The sequence below is a fragment of the Polyangiaceae bacterium genome (genome assembly GCA_020633205.1).
Taxonomy (GTDB): Bacteria; Myxococcota_A; Polyangia; order Polyangiales; family Polyangiaceae; genus JAHBVY01.
In genome coordinates, this window is the sequence record JACKEB010000010.1 from 403229 (window position 1) to 418782 (window position 15554).

At 64.0% G+C, this 15554-nt stretch carries 11 protein-coding genes; 4 read left to right on the plus strand and 7 right to left on the minus strand.

What is annotated here, in order from left to right; genetic code table 11:
* Nucleotides 1-144: 144 nt before the first annotated feature.
* From H6718_01710 to rimK, 4 genes are all read left to right on the plus strand, one after another.
* Nucleotides 145-2241: a transglycosylase domain-containing protein gene (locus H6718_01710; GenBank protein ID MCB9584080.1), complete on the plus strand. Its 2097-nt coding sequence runs from the start codon at nucleotides 145-147 to the stop codon at nucleotides 2239-2241.
* Between the two features lie 2 nt (nucleotides 2242-2243).
* Nucleotides 2244-6812, plus strand: coding sequence for a hypothetical protein (locus tag H6718_01715; protein ID MCB9584081.1), 4569 nt, complete (start codon nucleotides 2244-2246; stop codon nucleotides 6810-6812).
* Nucleotides 6813-6934: 122 nt separating this feature from the next.
* Entirely contained in the window at nucleotides 6935-7405 is a 471-nt protein-coding gene (locus H6718_01720) for an ATP-dependent zinc protease (GenBank protein MCB9584082.1), read from the plus strand.
* Nucleotides 7406-7578: 173 nt separating this feature from the next.
* Entirely contained in the window at nucleotides 7579-8802 is a 1224-nt protein-coding gene (rimK, locus tag H6718_01725) for a 30S ribosomal protein S6--L-glutamate ligase (protein ID MCB9584083.1), read from the plus strand.
* Nucleotides 8803-8817: 15 nt separating this feature from the next.
* On the opposite strand, the gene corA is transcribed toward rimK, so the two are convergent.
* The 7 genes from corA to pgsC form a co-directional block, all read right to left on the minus strand.
* The gene (gene corA / locus H6718_01730; GenBank protein MCB9584084.1) at nucleotides 8818-9945 is read right to left on the minus strand and encodes a magnesium/cobalt transporter CorA; all 1128 of its coding nucleotides are present in this window, start codon (nucleotides 9943-9945) and stop codon (nucleotides 8818-8820) included.
* On the minus strand, nucleotides 9882-11264 hold the full coding sequence (locus H6718_01735; protein ID MCB9584085.1) for a sigma-54-dependent Fis family transcriptional regulator: 1383 nt from the start codon (nucleotides 11262-11264) through the stop codon (nucleotides 9882-9884). Before H6718_01735 ends, corA begins: the two co-directional genes overlap by 64 nt.
* A 106-nt stretch (nucleotides 11265-11370) precedes the next feature.
* Nucleotides 11371-11652, minus strand: coding sequence for a hypothetical protein (locus H6718_01740; protein MCB9584086.1), 282 nt, complete (start codon nucleotides 11650-11652; stop codon nucleotides 11371-11373).
* 199 nt (nucleotides 11653-11851) lie between these two features.
* A complete protein-coding gene (locus tag H6718_01745) occupies nucleotides 11852-12661 on the minus strand; it encodes a protein phosphatase 2C domain-containing protein (GenBank protein ID MCB9584087.1) in 810 nt (269 codons plus the stop codon).
* Nucleotides 12658-13965 (minus strand): protein kinase, encoded by a 1308-nt coding sequence (locus H6718_01750; protein MCB9584088.1) that lies wholly within the window; start codon nucleotides 13963-13965, stop codon nucleotides 12658-12660. Before H6718_01750 ends, H6718_01745 begins: the two co-directional genes overlap by 4 nt.
* The gene (gene pgsW / locus H6718_01755; GenBank protein ID MCB9584089.1) at nucleotides 13962-15098 is read right to left on the minus strand and encodes a poly-gamma-glutamate system protein; all 1137 of its coding nucleotides are present in this window, start codon (nucleotides 15096-15098) and stop codon (nucleotides 13962-13964) included. Before pgsW ends, H6718_01750 begins: the two co-directional genes overlap by 4 nt.
* Complete coding sequence (pgsC, locus tag H6718_01760; protein MCB9584090.1) at nucleotides 15095-15550, minus strand: poly-gamma-glutamate biosynthesis protein PgsC; 456 nt, start codon at nucleotides 15548-15550, stop codon at nucleotides 15095-15097. Before pgsC ends, pgsW begins: the two co-directional genes overlap by 4 nt.
* Between the last annotated feature and the right edge of the window lie 4 nt (nucleotides 15551-15554).

A 15554-nucleotide genomic window follows, 5' to 3' on the forward strand; every position in this document is an offset into this window, starting at 1 on the left:
ACCGATTCGCCTCACGAGTCGCAGCCAGCGCGCCTGGCGTGTCCGCTGCAACACGCGCTGTGGGTGAGATCACCACGGCCAGATGACAGAGCCGGCTGTTTCAGCACGGATCCAGACTGGCACGGGGCTTGTTTAAGACGGCCCGTGCTGCGCGGGTTGAAACAATCGCTGTGGGGGAGTGAAAACAGCGGGAATAGGGCTTGGCGTTGGAGCGTCCGCTGCGCGCTGTTGGGGCTGTGCGCCTGGCTCGTAGTCCAGCGCCTGAACTACCCCAACGAACGCCTTGCCTACACCGCTCTGGAGTCCACTCGCTATGTGTCGAGCGACGGCGAGCTGCTCTACGAGGCGCGCTCTGAGCGTGGCGGCTATCAGCGCCCGGTCCCCTTGCGCGATGTGTCCGCGTACCTGGTCTCGGCTACCGTCTCGAGCGAAGATCGATACTTCTGGAGCCATCCCGGCGTCGATCCGATCGCGGTGGCACGGGCTGCCTGGCTGAACCTCGAGCGCGGCCGCGTGGCCTTTGGCGGCTCGACGATCACCCAGCAGCTCGCGGGCTTGATCGAAGCCCGTCCTCGTACGTTTCCGGGCAAGGCAGCTGAGGCGCTCGACGCCCTCGGGCTCGAGCTTCGACTGTCCAAGAGCGAGATCCTCGAACAGTACTTGAACCGCGCCTACTACGGCCGCCTGGCGTACGGCGTCGAAGCGGCAGCCAATCAGTTCTTTGGCAAGTCGGCGAAGGACTTGACCCTGGATGAGGCTGCGCTGCTCGCGGTGCTGCCGCGGGCGCCTAGCTACTACGACCCGGACAAGCACCCGGCGCATGCCCTCGAGCGCCGACGCTATGTACTGGGGAACATGGCGGCCCGAGGCTGGATCAGTCGCGCGAGCGCCGAAACGGCGGCCAGCCAGCCCCTTCGCATCATTCCGCGCGGCAAATTTCGACACGCACCGCACGCCCTCGACTACCTCGCGCAGCACAGCTCCACCGCACCACGCGAGGTGAAAACGAGCTTGGATCTGCAGCTGCAGCGCACGAGCGTCATCCGGCTGCGTCAGCACTTGAGCAATCTGGAAGCGGACGGGGCGACCCAAGGGGCGGTGGTGGTGATCGAAAACTCGACCCGCCGTGTGCTGGCCCTGGTTGGCTCTCGGGATTATGAGCAGCGTGAGCTCGCCGGCGCGGTGAACGGCGCGCTGAGCCCTCGGCCCCCAGGGTCGACGCTCAAACCTTTCGTGTATGCCCTCGCGCTCGAGAGCGGCGCGACGCCCGACAGCCCGGTGCTGGACGCTCCGCTCCATTTTGACGGTTACGCTCCGCGGAGCGCCTCCGGGGAGCACCACGGTTGGGTACGCTTGGACCAAGCGCTCGGAAGTTCCCTCAACACGCCAGCGGTGTTGGTAGCCCAGCGGGTTGGCGCCAGGACGCTCAAGCGGCGGCTGGTGGATCTAGATCTGATCCCTGAGGATACAGAGCCTAGCCTCGCGCTGGCCCTCGGTGGCTCGAGCGTGCGCTTGCTCGATCTCACGAACGCCTACGCCACCCTTGCCCAAGACGGACAGCATCAGACCTGGACGCTGCTCCGTGCAGACTCCGGGAGGCCAACTCGAACGGTGTTCTCTCCCCGGGTCGCCCGCGGCGTGCTCGCTATGCTTTCCGACGCGAAAACCCGGGAACTCGAGTTTGGAGTCGAGACACCCCTCGGTAGCGAATCCAGCGACCAGGTACTTGCGGGCAAGACCGGAACGTCGCAGTCGTTCTGCGACAACTGGGCGGTGATCGTGACTCCGCGTTTCAGCGTGGGCGTCTGGATCGGAAACTTCGACGGAGAGCCGTTGCGGGGCCTGCTCGCGATGCGTGGGGCTGCTCCGCTGGCGCGCGCGATCGCGCTCTCGTTGCCGGCCGGGTCAGCCCCCCCCTGGCGTCGACTGCCGCCCTCCACGCCTTCGGCGTGGTCGGTGCTAGCAGGCAGACCGCTACTCGAGCAGCCCAGCCAAGGAGCGCGCTTTCGCATGGATCCGCTCCTGCCGCGCGCCGCCCTCGCCCTCGAGCTTAGAGCCACACCTCGGGCCGGCCTGCGCGCGCGCTTCGAGGTCGACGGCCAGCGCGTCGAGGGCGACCAGTACCGCGCCAGCTGGCCTCTGACTCCAGGCGATCACGTCGCTCGCGTCGAGCTACTCGACGACGAAGGACACATCGTCGAAAGCTCCCAGGACCATGATTTCCACGTGGAAGGAACATGAACATGAGAACCCATAGGTTGTTGCCACTGAGCCTTGCGCTCTGCTTCTTTGGTTGTGAGACACAGCCGACGCAGGAGCTGCTCTTGTCAGCGCAGGAAGAGCTCCTACCTGGCACCAATCAGGTGCAGAACCTGCCCCCGCCGAGCATCAACATGCCAACGGGGCAGGTCGTGCTCGGGCCCGCGGGCAAGCTGCCAGTCGTGATCAAAGGGGTGGAGAGCGCGCGCCTGCGGGTCGTGCCGATCAGCGCCAGCGAGTTCGCGTTGGCGAGCAAATATGCCGGGTTCCATCCTCCAGAGCAGGACGTCCTCGACCAGGTGGCACACGGCTTCGCGGCACGCGCCACGACGCGCTTCGTCGCTGCGGAAGACCCAGCCAAGGACAGCCGCATCGAGCTCGACCCCTTCGTCGCGGTAAAAGAGGCTGGCGGGAAACGGGCCGAGCTGCTGTTCGTCGTGCTCGACACACCCGGGACCTATAGCCGCGCGAGTGTGGTTCAGCGTGGTGGTCTCGCGAGCCTGCTAAAGCTCGGGGCGGAGAGTGGCGTGGCATGGGTCACGCGAACGACCGACGGCAAGCCTCAGGCCAATGCACGAGTGACGCTGACTCAAGGCTCCAGCGTACGCTTCTCTGGGTTCACGGACCCTTCGGGGATCCTGAAGCTACCCAGCCGCTCGAAGCTGTATTTGCCCAGCGCTGCCAAGGACGCCGAAGAGCCTCTCATTCTCCGCGCGGAATCACAAGGTGCACTCGCGCTGCAGACCGAACGCTGGAACGACGGCGTCGACAGCTGGAGCTACGGTCTACCAACGGCGTACTACGAATCTGGAGATGCGCTGCGGGGCATGGTCACTGCGGAGCGCGGTATCTTCCGTCCGGGCGAGACCGTCAACCTCTTGGGCATCCTGCGCCAGAGGGACGCAAAAGGCAAGCTCCAGGTAGCCCGAGGCTCCTACCAGTTGAGCGTGCGTGATCCTGACGGAAACGAGATCCTGAGCCAGAAGTTGCAACCAACACGCTTCGGGACGCTGCGCTCCGAGCTCAAGCTGCCCACCAGCTCACGACTCGGCAGCTATCGGGTGCGCCTCGCCTCGGGCAAGGGTGACCTGAGCAGCAGCTTCGAGGTTGGCAAGTATCGCGCTGCGCGCTTCGAGGTGAAGCTCGGCGCCGCCGTCGCAGACGGCGAAGGTGGCGGCCTCGTCATTCCGGTGAGCGCCAACTACCTCTGGGGTGCTCCCGTCAAGCAGGGCAAGGTGCACTACTCCGTGAGCACCCGGGCACACCGCGCGTACAACGACGCGGGCTTCGATTTTGGTAACAGTCGGGGCAGCAGCTACTACGAGCACATCGACTCCGACCTCGAGCTCGACGAGCATGGCAACGGCAAGATCCCGGTCACGGCGAACTTGATCCGCGGGGAACAAAGTGCCCAAACCGTCGACCTGATGGTCAACGCAGATGTGAGCGATGTCGGAGGTGACAGCATCAGCACCCAAGCCGCGGTTCCGCGTGCAACGACGAGCGCCGCGGTTGGCCTACGCAACACGAGCTGGGCAGTGGATCCGAACCGCGGTTGGGATATCGACGTGATGGCAGAGCTCCCCGACGGCAAGCCGACCCAGAAGAACGTCGAGCTCACGCTGCATCGTCGCTACTGGAAGAGCTACACCGAAGAGACCAGCTATGGCAGCCGCTACCGCGGGGGCTGGGAAGACGACGAGGTAGAAACGAAGCGCGTGAGCACTCAGGTGGGTGGCTCACGGGTTCACTTCGCGTTGCCCTCAGGGGGCCAGTACCGCATCGAGGCACGAGTCGAGGGTGAGCAGGCCTATGCAGAAGCACGCGTTTGGGCCTACGGAGGTGGCGCCTACGGAGCGGCGGACAACAACCCGCGCATGGACATCAAGGCAGACAAGCAGAGCTACGACCCGGGAGATACGGCCAAGCTCTTCGTCGCATCGCCTTACGCGAAGTCCACGGCGCTAGTCACCCTGGAGCGCGAAGGGATCCTCAGCGCGTACACGACGGAGCTCGACGGTGCCTCTCGGCCCGTCGAAGTCCCCCTCACCGATACTCACCTTCCCAACGTCTTCGTCTCCGTGGCCACCGTGCCAAACGGCTTGGACCGTGGGGGCCCCTCAGCGGGAACACCTTTCCGCATGGGATATACCAACTTGGAGGTGAGCCCAAGAGAGCGCCGGCTCGCGGTGGAGCTCCGCCCGGCGAAGCAGATCTACGAGCCGGGACAGGAAGCCCTGGTGGACGTGCTGGTCAAAGATCAGTCCGGTCGCCCTGCCTCCGCCGAAGTCACACTGTGGGCCGCAGACGAGGGCGTGTTGATGCTCACCGGCTATAAAACCCCAGATCCGTTCGCACCGCTCTACGCGGAGCACGTGATTGACGTGAACACGTCGAGCAGCTTGATGCGCTTCGTCTCGCCCGATCCCCTGTACTGGGACGCAACCGGTGGTGACTCTGAGCCAGGCGCGGAGAGCGCATTCCGCTCGCGCTTCCTCGGGACGGCCTTCTTCTCCAAGCGCGGCGTCGTCACGGATCAGAGCGGCAAGGCTCGAGTCAAACTCCCGTTGCCGGACAACCTCACCCGTTGGCGGCTGATGGCGGCCGTGGCAGATGCCGGCCAGCGCTTCGGCCGCGGCGAGGCCAGCATCACGACGAAGAAGCACGTCCAGGTCGTGCCGGCGCTACCCCGCTTCCTCACGGCAGGAGACACCGTAGACCTTGGCTTCGTGGTGCACGAGCAAACGGGCAAGGGGCGCCAGGCAAAGCTGCGAGTCAGCCTCGAGTCTACAGACAAGGGCAAGACGCCGGCGCGCTTGGATGGCGACGCAACTCGCGAGTTCGATCTCACGCCAGACGGTCAAATGGCCCTCAAATTTCGCGTGAAGGCCGAAGAGCCTGGCGAGCTGGTGGTCAAGGCGAGCCTGACCGCGGGGAACGACAGCGACGCCGTCAAGCTGACACTCCCCGTGCACCCCAAGCTGCCCTACACCAAGCGCATGGTCGGCGATGGGCGGATCAACAAGTCAGCCAGCATCGCGGTGAAGCTCCCTGACAGCGCGCAGGCCGGGGTGGGCAGCCTGGAGCTGTCGCTCTCCTCGTCGGTGCTGGCGTCCTTGCAAGGCGGCATCGACTCACTCCTCGACTATCCGCACGGATGCGTAGAACAGACGACATCGCGACTCATTCCCCTCGTGATGCTCGAGGAGTTGATGCGGCGCTCAGGTGACTCAAGGCTTTCCGGAAAGGCGCATCACCGGCGGATGGACGCAGCGATCGCGCACGTACTCGAGCATCAGAACACCGATGGCGGGTTTGGGCTCTGGCCCGACTCCGACTCGGAAGGGTTCCTCACCGCCTATGCGCTCTGGGGCCTCACGACTGCGAAGAGCCACGGTTACGCAGTGCCCGGCGGTAGCGTGGAACGCGGCTTCAGCTACCTGAAGCAGCACCTCGAAGATGGCGACGACATGCACGGGCAGTTCTCGAGTCTCGAGACCAAACCGTTCGCAGCATTCGTCCTCGCGGACGCTGCGCGCGAAGACGCAGGCCTTGGCAAGCGCCTCGCGGGGACCCAAGGACTCTCCCGCTTCGCGAGCGGGCTCCTCGGCGCGGCGCTGACCAGCAAGCCAGAAGGCACCACGTTGCTCAAGGCGCTCGAGCAGGCGAAGCAACCCCTGGATGGCGGCGGAGCCGTCGTGCCCGAGCTGAAGAGCCTCGACACGTTTGCATACGGAAAAGACCTACGGTCGACTGCGGTCAGCGTGCGCGCGTTGGTCGACGCAGGCAAGCAGGCTGAAGCCGAACCGCTCGTCCTTGGAGTGCTAAGCCAACGCGCGCCGGACGGCAGCTGGGGCACGACGTACAACAACCTCTGGGCCCTCTACGCCTTGACCAGCTACGCCGAGAAGGCGACAGGAGACGGCTACGGACAGGTGAACGTCTTCCTGGGAGACAAGCGCATCGGCAGCGCAACGCTTGACGCAGCGCATCCGACCAAGCGCTTCGAAATCAACGCGAAGGATCTACCAGCACCGGGCCAATCGCTCGCACTGCGGCTCGAGACGCGCGGCGGCTCGCCACGCTACAGCGCGCTCCTACGCTACGTGGACACGGACCTCGGCAAACAACCGGAAGAACACGGGCTGACCGTCACTCGCAGCTTGCTCGACGCTGAAACGTCACTTCCCGTCACGGAAGTGAAGCAAGGCCAGCTTCTGAAGGTTCGCCTGTCCGTCTCGAGCCCCGAGCCTCGCGCGCAAATCGCAGTTCAGGACGCGCTGCCAGCTGGCTTCGAGGCGATCGACACGCGGCTCAAGACGGCGACGCAGAGTGCGGACACGGACAGCAGCTATGTTTGGAACTGGCGCGAGCTGCACGACGAACGGGTGACCTTCTTCGCTGACTGGCTGCCTGCGGGAACTCGCACCGCCGAGTACCTGGTACGCGCCACCCGGAGCGGGAGCTTCATCCGCCCGCCGGCTCGTGCTGAGGCAATGTACGACCCGGCGGTGTGGGCGTTCTCAACGTCTCAGAGCCAAGTCGTCCGCTGAGGGTCGAAGGGATCGACAAGCTCGGCCATGGGTACTAGCGTCCTCCCCGCGTCCACTTGTGGGTCGCGGGGAAGCGAGCGCTGGAATACGCGCTGGATTAACAGCGCCGTTGTTGGGGAACCATGGCCCGGAGTGACGCGAAACAAGTAGTTGGCTGGCGCGAGTACGTGGCGCTTCCGGACTGGGATATCGGCGGCGTCCTGGCCAAGGTCGACACCGGCGCCCGGACCAGCTCGCTGCACGTGGAAAACATTCGAGAACTGCCGAGCGGCCGCTTGGCCTTCGATGTGGTGCTGGATCGATCGGGTCGTTCCAAACACGTGATCGCCACGCCGGTTCGGGTGAGTCGGGTCCGCCCCTCTACGGGCCAGCTCCAACAACGCCACGTGGTGCTCACCACGCTGCGCCTCGGAAATGTGACGAAGCAGATCGAACTCTCCCTCGTCTCCCGAGGTGACATGTTGTGCCGCATGCTGATTGGTCGGACGGCGCTCGAACGCGACTTTCTGGTCGACGTCTCGAAACGCTACCTATGCGGCAAGCCGAGCGGTATGAAGCGCGTCCCTCACCCCCAAAAGAAAAAAGCTCCCTAGCTTCTGCACCGAGACTCGGTGCTCAATAAGGCAAAAGAAGCACCTCGCTGAGGCACCACAACATCCACAGGTGAGTTCGCGCGAAGGTCGCACGAACCCCCGACAGTCCCGACGCGCCGATGGAGTTCAACGCCCGGCGCAGCTACTTCCAAACGTCGCCAAGGTCAGCCGCGATGAAGATCGCCATCCTCTCTCGAGCCAAGGACTCATACAGCACGCGTCGTCTGAAGCTTGCCGCGCAGCAGCGCGGTCACAAGACGCTGGTGCTGGACACGACGAACTTCGCCATCTCCCTGGAGCGCGAACACCCCGAGCTGTATTTTCGAAGTAAGCGGCTGTCGACCTACGACGCCGTGATCCCGCGTATCGGCGCGAGCATCACCTACTTCGGTACCGCCGTCGTGCGCCAGTTCGAGCAAATGGGCCTGTTTTGCCTGAACTCGAGCAACGGCATCAGCAACAGCCGCGACAAGTTGCGGTCATTGCAGATGCTGAGTCGCCACGACATCGGCATTCCGCCGACGACCTTCGTGCGCGACCGCAGCGACATCTTGCCGGCCATCGTGCGGGTCGGCGGTGCGCCGGTCATCATCAAGCTGCTGGAGGGCACTCAAGGCGTCGGTGTGATCCTTGCGGAAACAATGAAGGTCGCAGAGGCGATCATCGAGACGCTGCACAGCGCCAAGCAAAACGTCTTGATCCAGGGCTTTGTCTCCGAGAGCCGCGGCCGGGACATCCGGGCCTTTGTGGTGGGCGACCGCGTCGTGGCTGCCATGCGCCGGGTCGCCCAAGGTGGAGAGTTCCGAAGCAACGTGCACCGGGGCGGCAAGGCAGAGCTGGTTGAGCTCGAACCGGAGTACGAACGCACCGCGGTACGCGCCGCGCAGATCATGGGCTTGAAGATGGCCGGCGTGGACATGTTGGAGTCCAACGAGGGCCCCAAGGTGATGGAGGTCAACTCCTCCCCCGGGCTGCAAGGCATCGAGACTGCGACCAACCTCGACATCGCTGACAGCATCATTCAGTACATCGAGGATCAGGTCGCTTTCCCAGAGCTCGACCTGCGGCAACGCCTCACGGTCACTAAAGGGTACGGCGTGGCCGAGCTGATGGTCCCCAAGGATTCCGACCTGGTGGGTAAAGCCATCTCTGACTGCGGGCTGCGGGAGAAGGACATCGTCGTGCTCAAGCTCGAGCGTCGAGACAAGATCATCCCGAATCCCAAGGGGAGCCGCGAACTGCGCGCGCACGACCGCCTGCTGTGCTTCGGCAAGCTCGAGGAGATGCGGGCGCTGTTGCCCAAGCGCAAGCGCCGGCGCTCCCGCAAGCTGCGCAAGCAAGATCTCCCCCCGTCGATCGTGCCGCCGCCAGTCGACATCGAGAGCGACGACCGCTGATTCTCGCTCGGCCGATCAGAGCCAGTGGCGCCTGCGGAAGTAGAACAGCAGCCCCAGGCTCACCGTAAGCATCGCGCCGAGCGCAGCGAAGTAGCCCCAGCGCCAGTGCAGCTCCGGCATGTAGTCGAAGTTCATTCCGTAGAGGCCCGCGATGAAGGACAGCGGAATGAACACGGTGCTGATGATGGTCAGGAGCTTCATCACCTCGTTCAGGCGCTGACCCTGGATGCTGTGGCCAAGCTCCACCAGGCCATCGGCGTTCTCTCGCAAAGACTCGATGAGATCCAACACTCGCGCGACGTGGTCCTGCAAGTCGCGGAGATAGGGATTCAGCGCGTCTCCGATCAGGTCCACTTCGTCACGGGCCAACGCAGCCGCTACCTCGCGCAGCGGCCACACCACCCGCCGCTGAGTCACTAGCTCACGCCGAATCGCATACACCTGCTGGATCGCCGATCCTGTGGCCGTCTTTTGCACGGTTTCTTCGAGCTGGTCGATCTGATCGTCCATATCCGCAAGGATATCGAAGTAGCCGTCCACCGTGACGTCGATCAAGCGATACGCCAGGTAGTCTGCGCCGTGCTGACGAATGCGTCCGCGGTCGGTGCGGATGCGCTCCCGCAGCGCGTCGAAGACGTCTCCTTGGTGCTCTTGAAAGGTGAGCACGAAACCGCGACCGAGGACGATGGACAGCTGCTCATCGATCACCCCGAAGTCGGCCTGTCGGTGCAGCATACGCAAGACGATATACGCATAGTCGTCGTAGCCTTCGAACTTCGGCCGCTGCCCCACGGATGCGATATCCTCGAGCACGAGGTCGTGCAATCCGAAGCACTTCCCCATCTCCTGCAAGAGTTCGACATCGTGGACGCCTTCCACGTCGACCCAGAGCACCTTGTCTGGGTTGCGACGCAGGCGACTCACCGCCTCCGGGCTGACCTGGCGCTCCGTGTGTCGCTTTTCGTCGAACTCGAAGATACGGACACGAACGGGTTCGTCCCGGTCTTCACCTGTGTAGACGATGGTGCCCGGCGGTAGCCCGCGCTTGGTTTCGCTGGGCTCCGCGTCACCGCTGAGGTTCAGTCCTCGACCAACTCGCTTGGCGAGCTCTCGTACCCACCGGCCTTGTCCTCGATTCCCCATTCCTTCAGACGGTACTGTATCGTGCGCCGGCTGATATCCAACACCCGAGCAGCCCGGCTGGTGGATCCATCGACGGCTTTCAAGGTCTGAAGGATGGCGTAGCGCTCGATCTCGGCCATCGTGACCCCAGGGATCATCAGCTTGAGGGCGTTGTCCTGGGTGTTTGGCAAGCTGAGGGGCAAGTCGGTCGCGCTGAGCGTGTCCCCCTCGGCGAGTACCACCGCCTGCTCGATTGCGTTCTCGAGTTCACGAACGTTCCCTGGCCACGGATAGTCCACGAGCACGCGCCGCGCCGCCTCGTCGAAGGCCGCCACGTGACGCTCGTTCTCTTCGGCGAAGCGCCGCAAGAAGTGCTCCGCGAGCAGCAAGATGTCGCTTGGTCGCGCACGCAGTGGCGGCACGTCGAGGCGCACGACGTTGAGGCGATAGTATAGATCCTCACGGAACTTGCCGTCGCTGACGAGCGCCTTCAGGTCACGGTTGGTGGCGCCCACGATGCGCACGTCCACCTTCAGGGTCTCGTTCCCGCCAACCCGCTCGAACTCCCGCTCCTGAAGGAAGCGCAAGAGCTTCACCTGGAGCGGCATCGGGATCTCGCTCACCTCATCAAGAAAGAGCGTGCCGTTGTCCGCCTGCTTGAAGCGACCTTCCCGGCGGGCGATCGCCCCGGTGAAGGCGCCCTTCTCGTGGCCGAAGAGCTCGCTTTCCAGCACGGAATCGGCCAGCGCTGCGCAGTTCAAGCGCACGAAGGGTCCCTCGCGGCGTCGCGAGTTGAAGTGAAGCGCGCTGGCGATCAGCTCTTTTCCAGTTCCGCTTTCCCCGTGGATCAGCACCGTGGAGCGCGTGGGTGCGACGTGGGCCACCTTGGTCAGCAGCTGTTGCATCAACGGGTGGTTTCCCAGGATGCGCTCGAAGGAAGCGAGGCTGAGTGTCTCTTGTGCAACCCGCTCGAGGCGCGCCGCGCGACGGGTGGCGCGCACCTTGTCAAAAGCGCGCGACACCATGAAGTCCAAGCACTCGATGGCGTTCGCGCTATCGACGAAGACGTCAGCACCAGCCTCCAGGGCTGCGCGCGGTTGGGCCCCGTCTGCCAGCAGCGCGATGAACCCCGCGCCTGGGCAACGCCGACGTGCAGCCCGCAACGTCTGGAGGCCCGGGTCGCCCAGCGCGCCCAGGTCGATCACGAGCACCTCGGGGTCCAGTTGCTCGATACCCGACGCGAGGTGGTCATCACGTTCGAGTGATGTGACGTCATGGGCATCTAGGCTCTGCGCCACCTCCGGGGATGTCCCGACGGCGACCACACGAATCGCGCTCATCTCCTCCCCACTATGCCGAGAGCGGGACGCAAATGACCACGAGTTCGTGTCTTCAGCCTGATTTCCGGGTGAAGGAGGCTCTTCGACGCCTTCGATCAGTGGCAACTCAGCTCCCGCGCTTGCTGCGGAGTGCGGTCGGCCGTGCTCGCGGGGCGCGCGGCAAGGCAGGCTGAGGCTCGAGCCCGGACGGCTGGTCCTCTTCCACCGCCTCGAGAACCGCATCGACGAGCCCTAGGGTGTTGTCGAGAGCGCAGCCAAGCTCTTCGGCGCGCGTCAGTGTGCGCGAAGGGTCACCCGCTCGCGCCGCGTCGAGCACGCCGTCGCGCAAGCGCTTGAGGCGCGTGAGTTCGACGCGAATGCGTTGCGCCACATCCAGTGAGATGATCATGCGATGGTCCTCGGCCTGGCTGCGGAGGTCCTCCCCCCAAAAGCAACCGCTCCGGAAAGCACCAAGCAGGTTCCGTGCCGCAGGCGAGCCTGGTGGGAAGAGATGGAAACGCGCCACAAGCGGGCAGTGCGCTCCGTGGAGCACTCGACGCCTGCGCACGCGGTGCACGCCATGCGCAACGCCTGTGTTCTGCGCTGAGTCAGGCCTTACCGGCGCGCCGAAACAACACGAACGACAGATCGTCGGGCTTGCCAGGGAGGTCGGCGTCAGTCACCTGCATGCGCTGAGCACACAGCTCAATCAGCGCCTCCCCGCAATGGCCCAGCGCACCAGCCCGCACGTGGCTCGCAACCTCTTGTTGGCGGAGATTGTCGAACAGGCCGTCACTCGCGACCACCACCGTATCGAAGCGATTCAACGGACGCCGCGGCCCGATCTCGATGCGAAGATCCGCGAATCCAATCAGGTTGTTCACGACGTTTAGATCGCGATGAATCAGCGCGTCTTCCTCGTCGATGAATCCCGCTTCGACGGCGTACGCAACCGGTGCGTGGCTGAGCGTCACGAGCTTGAGTTTGCCCAAACGGCCTGTAACCAACACCCCTGAGTCCCCGGCGTGGTAGCTGCGGACCCAATCGCGTCCGACCTCGGCGACGGCCAACGTCGTCGCGGCGCCAATACCCAAATTCATTACCGCGCGGTTAGCGGCTTCGAAGCCATCCAGGATCGCGTCGCGGCGATTGCCTTCGCGGGACTTCTCGAGGGCGCTGGTCAGCGCACGTACCGCGGCCTTGGAAGCGTCTGCGCCACCGGGGTGCCCACCCGCCCCGTCGGCCACCGCAAGCACGATGGGGCCCGCCTCGTCATCGAAGACCAGCATGCTGTCTTCGTTGATGCGGTCGGCAGGCACTGGACTCGGCTGGGTGAAGGCGCAAGCGACACCATGACTGAGCGAGAACCCGACTACGGCCTTCAACACCTCCGCGGTGTAGAGGCAGCGGGTGGTCACCTGCGTTTCCTCCCGCACCAGGGACAAAAATCCCAATAGTCGTCGAGTACTCCCCAGCCGCAGCCTTTGCAGCGATTCCCCGCCTGAACCTCCCACTCTTGGGTCACCTTGCGATGGCACCAAGGGCAGTAGCGCATGAACGGCATCAAACCGCCGGCGCAGTGCTCACAATGTGCGGAGTAGCGCTTGTCTGAATACTTCCTCTCGGAAACATCTCGGAATGCAGGTCCCCAACAGAACGCGCAGTAGCGCCAGTCGGGCTTGCGACCGCGACCGCAACGTTGGCAGCGAGCCTTGAACTCTGATGGTCCCGCGTACTTCGCTCGCGCCTTACCGCACCAAGGGCACCACAACATGCTCTCGGCCGTCGGCCCGTGGCACTGCTCGCAGGTTGCTCGCGTCATCAGCGGTTTGCCGTAGCGCCGCATGAACTCCTTGAGGCGTACCGTGCGCCAAGCGCTGGGCGTCCCCAGCTTGCTCGACATGCGCTTCTTCTTCACCCCTGGCTTGAGCGCACGAGACCGCAGGCGACGGAACGCCGCGAGCACCTTGGTCGCGTCCGCTGGGCGCTTCTTCTCGTCGACCTCGAGGCAGCGGCGCAACAGCTCGGCAAAGTCCGGATGAATCGTAGCCCTGAGCTTGGCGATGCCTGGAGGAGGCCACTTGAAGGGCCACTCCGGCAGCTCCCCCGTGAACATCTGGTACGCCATCAACGCCAGGGAGAACACGTCGCTACGTAGGCTTGGGCGCCCCAGAGCTTGCTCCGGAGCGATGTACCCGATGGTCCCCGAGCCGCTCAGAGAGCGCGTCGCCAGGGCGATCTTCGCGATGCCAAAGTCCGTCAGACGCACTCGATCCCCGCGGAACAGAATGAAGTTCTCAGGCTTCAGGTCGCAGTGGATGACCTTGTTCTTGTGAGCGTGAGCCACGGCCTCGAGCATCTGCTCGAAGTACTCGAGGGCTCGCTTCGCCGACATGCGGCTCGCCATGCGATCGCCGAGGGTCTTTTCGCCCAGCGGATAGGCGATCACGAAGACGCCGTCGATGGACTGCGCGTTCTTCACCGGGAGCACATTGGGGTGATCTAGTCGCGCCGCCAGCCGCACCTCGTGGGTCACCTGCGCCTCGCGCCCGGTCACCAGCTCAGCCCGCGGCACCTTGAGCGCCACCCGGATCCCTTCGACGGTATCCATCGCGCGGTACACCGTCGCGAAGCCCCCCTCTGCGAGCTGACGCTCGATGCGGTACTTACCCAGGCGTTGGCGCGATCTCAGAGTGCCTTTGGCGGTCACTCCCACGTTCATACCATTCGTTGCGGGTGGGCGTGGCTGCTTTCGCGCTTGCGACCAAGGATCCGCAGGCCAACGTCGAGTCGCAAGAACGCAAACATGGCGAGACCCACCGCCACGATCACCCCGACGACCAGGCGCTCGTCGTACTCGGCCCTGACGAATACCCTGGAAACGCCCACCTGCGGCGTCTGTTGGGGTGGTACGGGCAAGCCGTAGCGCTCGGCGATCACCTTGACGTTCGAGAGGTGGATCACCGGAACTCCGTCTTCGGCGAAGCGCAACATCACGGAGTCGATCGCGCCATAGGGGACCTCGGTGTTGAGTCCCGGCTTGAATAGCTTCTTGCCGACGTGAGTGCCGGTGGAAGCCGCGCCACCACCGATGTTGATGTACGCCTTGATCGGTCGATCGCCGGCCTGCTCCTGATAGATCTGCATGCGCTGATCCACGGAGTCGGTGAGGTTTTTGGGGGTGAGCTTGCGCTGTCCGTGACGCTCGATGAGTGAGTCGATCAGGTGACGACCCTCGGGAGACAAGCCAAAGCCCCGATCGTCGATGCCTCCTCTGGAAGCCGCAAAGGCGCGGAAACTGACGAGCTTGGAGTCGAACAACACCTGCTCCATGTCGAGCCACATCAGCTCGACGTCGTTCGCTCCCCACTCCGACGAAGCCGCGCTGGCGATCAGGATCGGCTTCAGCTTCAGCACCTCGAGCGCTGCGTAGGTGGACACGTTGAGGCCGGGGAAAGAGCCGCTCAGCCCAACCGCGACCACATCGCCACTCTCGACCCCTGCGCGTTTGAGGAGGTGGACCACCACCGCAGCGAAGTTCGGGTTCGTACTGGTCTGCTTGCTCTCGATGTAGCCTGTGTTGGAGGTCACTGGCGTGACCGAGTGTCCGATCATACCAGTTCCGAGCGGATCTGATTCGTTGTCGATGGAGATGCCCCTCCGCTGCTTCTCCTCCTTGATGCGATTCATCGCGACTCGCGCGAGCTGAGCAGCAGCGATCTTCTCCTTGTAGAAAGACTGCTTTCGCTCCTGGGGAAAGGTCTCCACCAGGCTCAACCCGACCAGCGCAACCGCTGCAATCAGTGCAAGCGCAGCACGAGAGATGCTCGGCGGCCGCCAATAGATCTTCTTCACGTGCCCAGCTCCAGTCCAAGCAGGATCAGAGTCATGCGTACCAAGACGCTCGCAACTGTCATCGCAGACAACGTCTCGACCACGCCCTGACGGTCGAGCCAGATCGCGATCAGACCGGGAATGATGTAGCCGACCGCGCGTCCCTCGATGCCGTGGATGAAGCTCAACTGCGGAGCAACCCGGCTAACCAAGAGCCCCATGAGGAAGCCCACCAAGATCATCGTCACGGTGCGTCGCCGGCCAAAGATCATCACGAACGCACTGGCCGTGTGAACCACGAGGTAGGTCGCAAAAGCAGCGACCAACGTGAGGAGGATGTCCATCGGTCGTGTGATGTGCAGTGCGATGTAGCCAGGCACAATCATGCCGCCTGCAGCGATGCCGAAGAGCTCGGCGAGCAGCAAACTCACGAACAGACCGACCCCAATCGAAAGGGGTAGAAACTCTTCCATCTAG

Excerpts from the sequence above, each read along its gene's own strand:
- H6718_01715 (MCB9584081.1), top strand. The coding sequence starts at position 2,244 with ATGAGAACCCATAGGTTGTTGCCACTGAGCCTTGCGCTCTGCTTCTTT.
- H6718_01720 (MCB9584082.1), top strand. The coding sequence starts at position 6,935 with ATGGCCCGGAGTGACGCGAAACAAGTAGTTGGCTGGCGCGAGTACGTG.
- rimK (MCB9584083.1), top strand. The coding sequence starts at position 7,579 with ATGAAGATCGCCATCCTCTCTCGAGCCAAGGACTCATACAGCACGCGT.
- corA (MCB9584084.1), bottom strand. The coding sequence starts at position 9,945 with ATGGGGAATCGAGGACAAGGCCGGTGGGTACGAGAGCTCGCCAAGCGA.
- H6718_01735 (MCB9584085.1), bottom strand. The coding sequence starts at position 11,264 with ATGAGCGCGATTCGTGTGGTCGCCGTCGGGACATCCCCGGAGGTGGCG.
- H6718_01740 (MCB9584086.1), bottom strand. The coding sequence starts at position 11,652 with ATGATCATCTCACTGGATGTGGCGCAACGCATTCGCGTCGAACTCACG.
- H6718_01750 (MCB9584088.1), bottom strand. The coding sequence starts at position 13,965 with ATGAACGTGGGAGTGACCGCCAAAGGCACTCTGAGATCGCGCCAACGC.
- pgsC (MCB9584090.1), bottom strand. The coding sequence starts at position 15,550 with ATGGAAGAGTTTCTACCCCTTTCGATTGGGGTCGGTCTGTTCGTGAGT.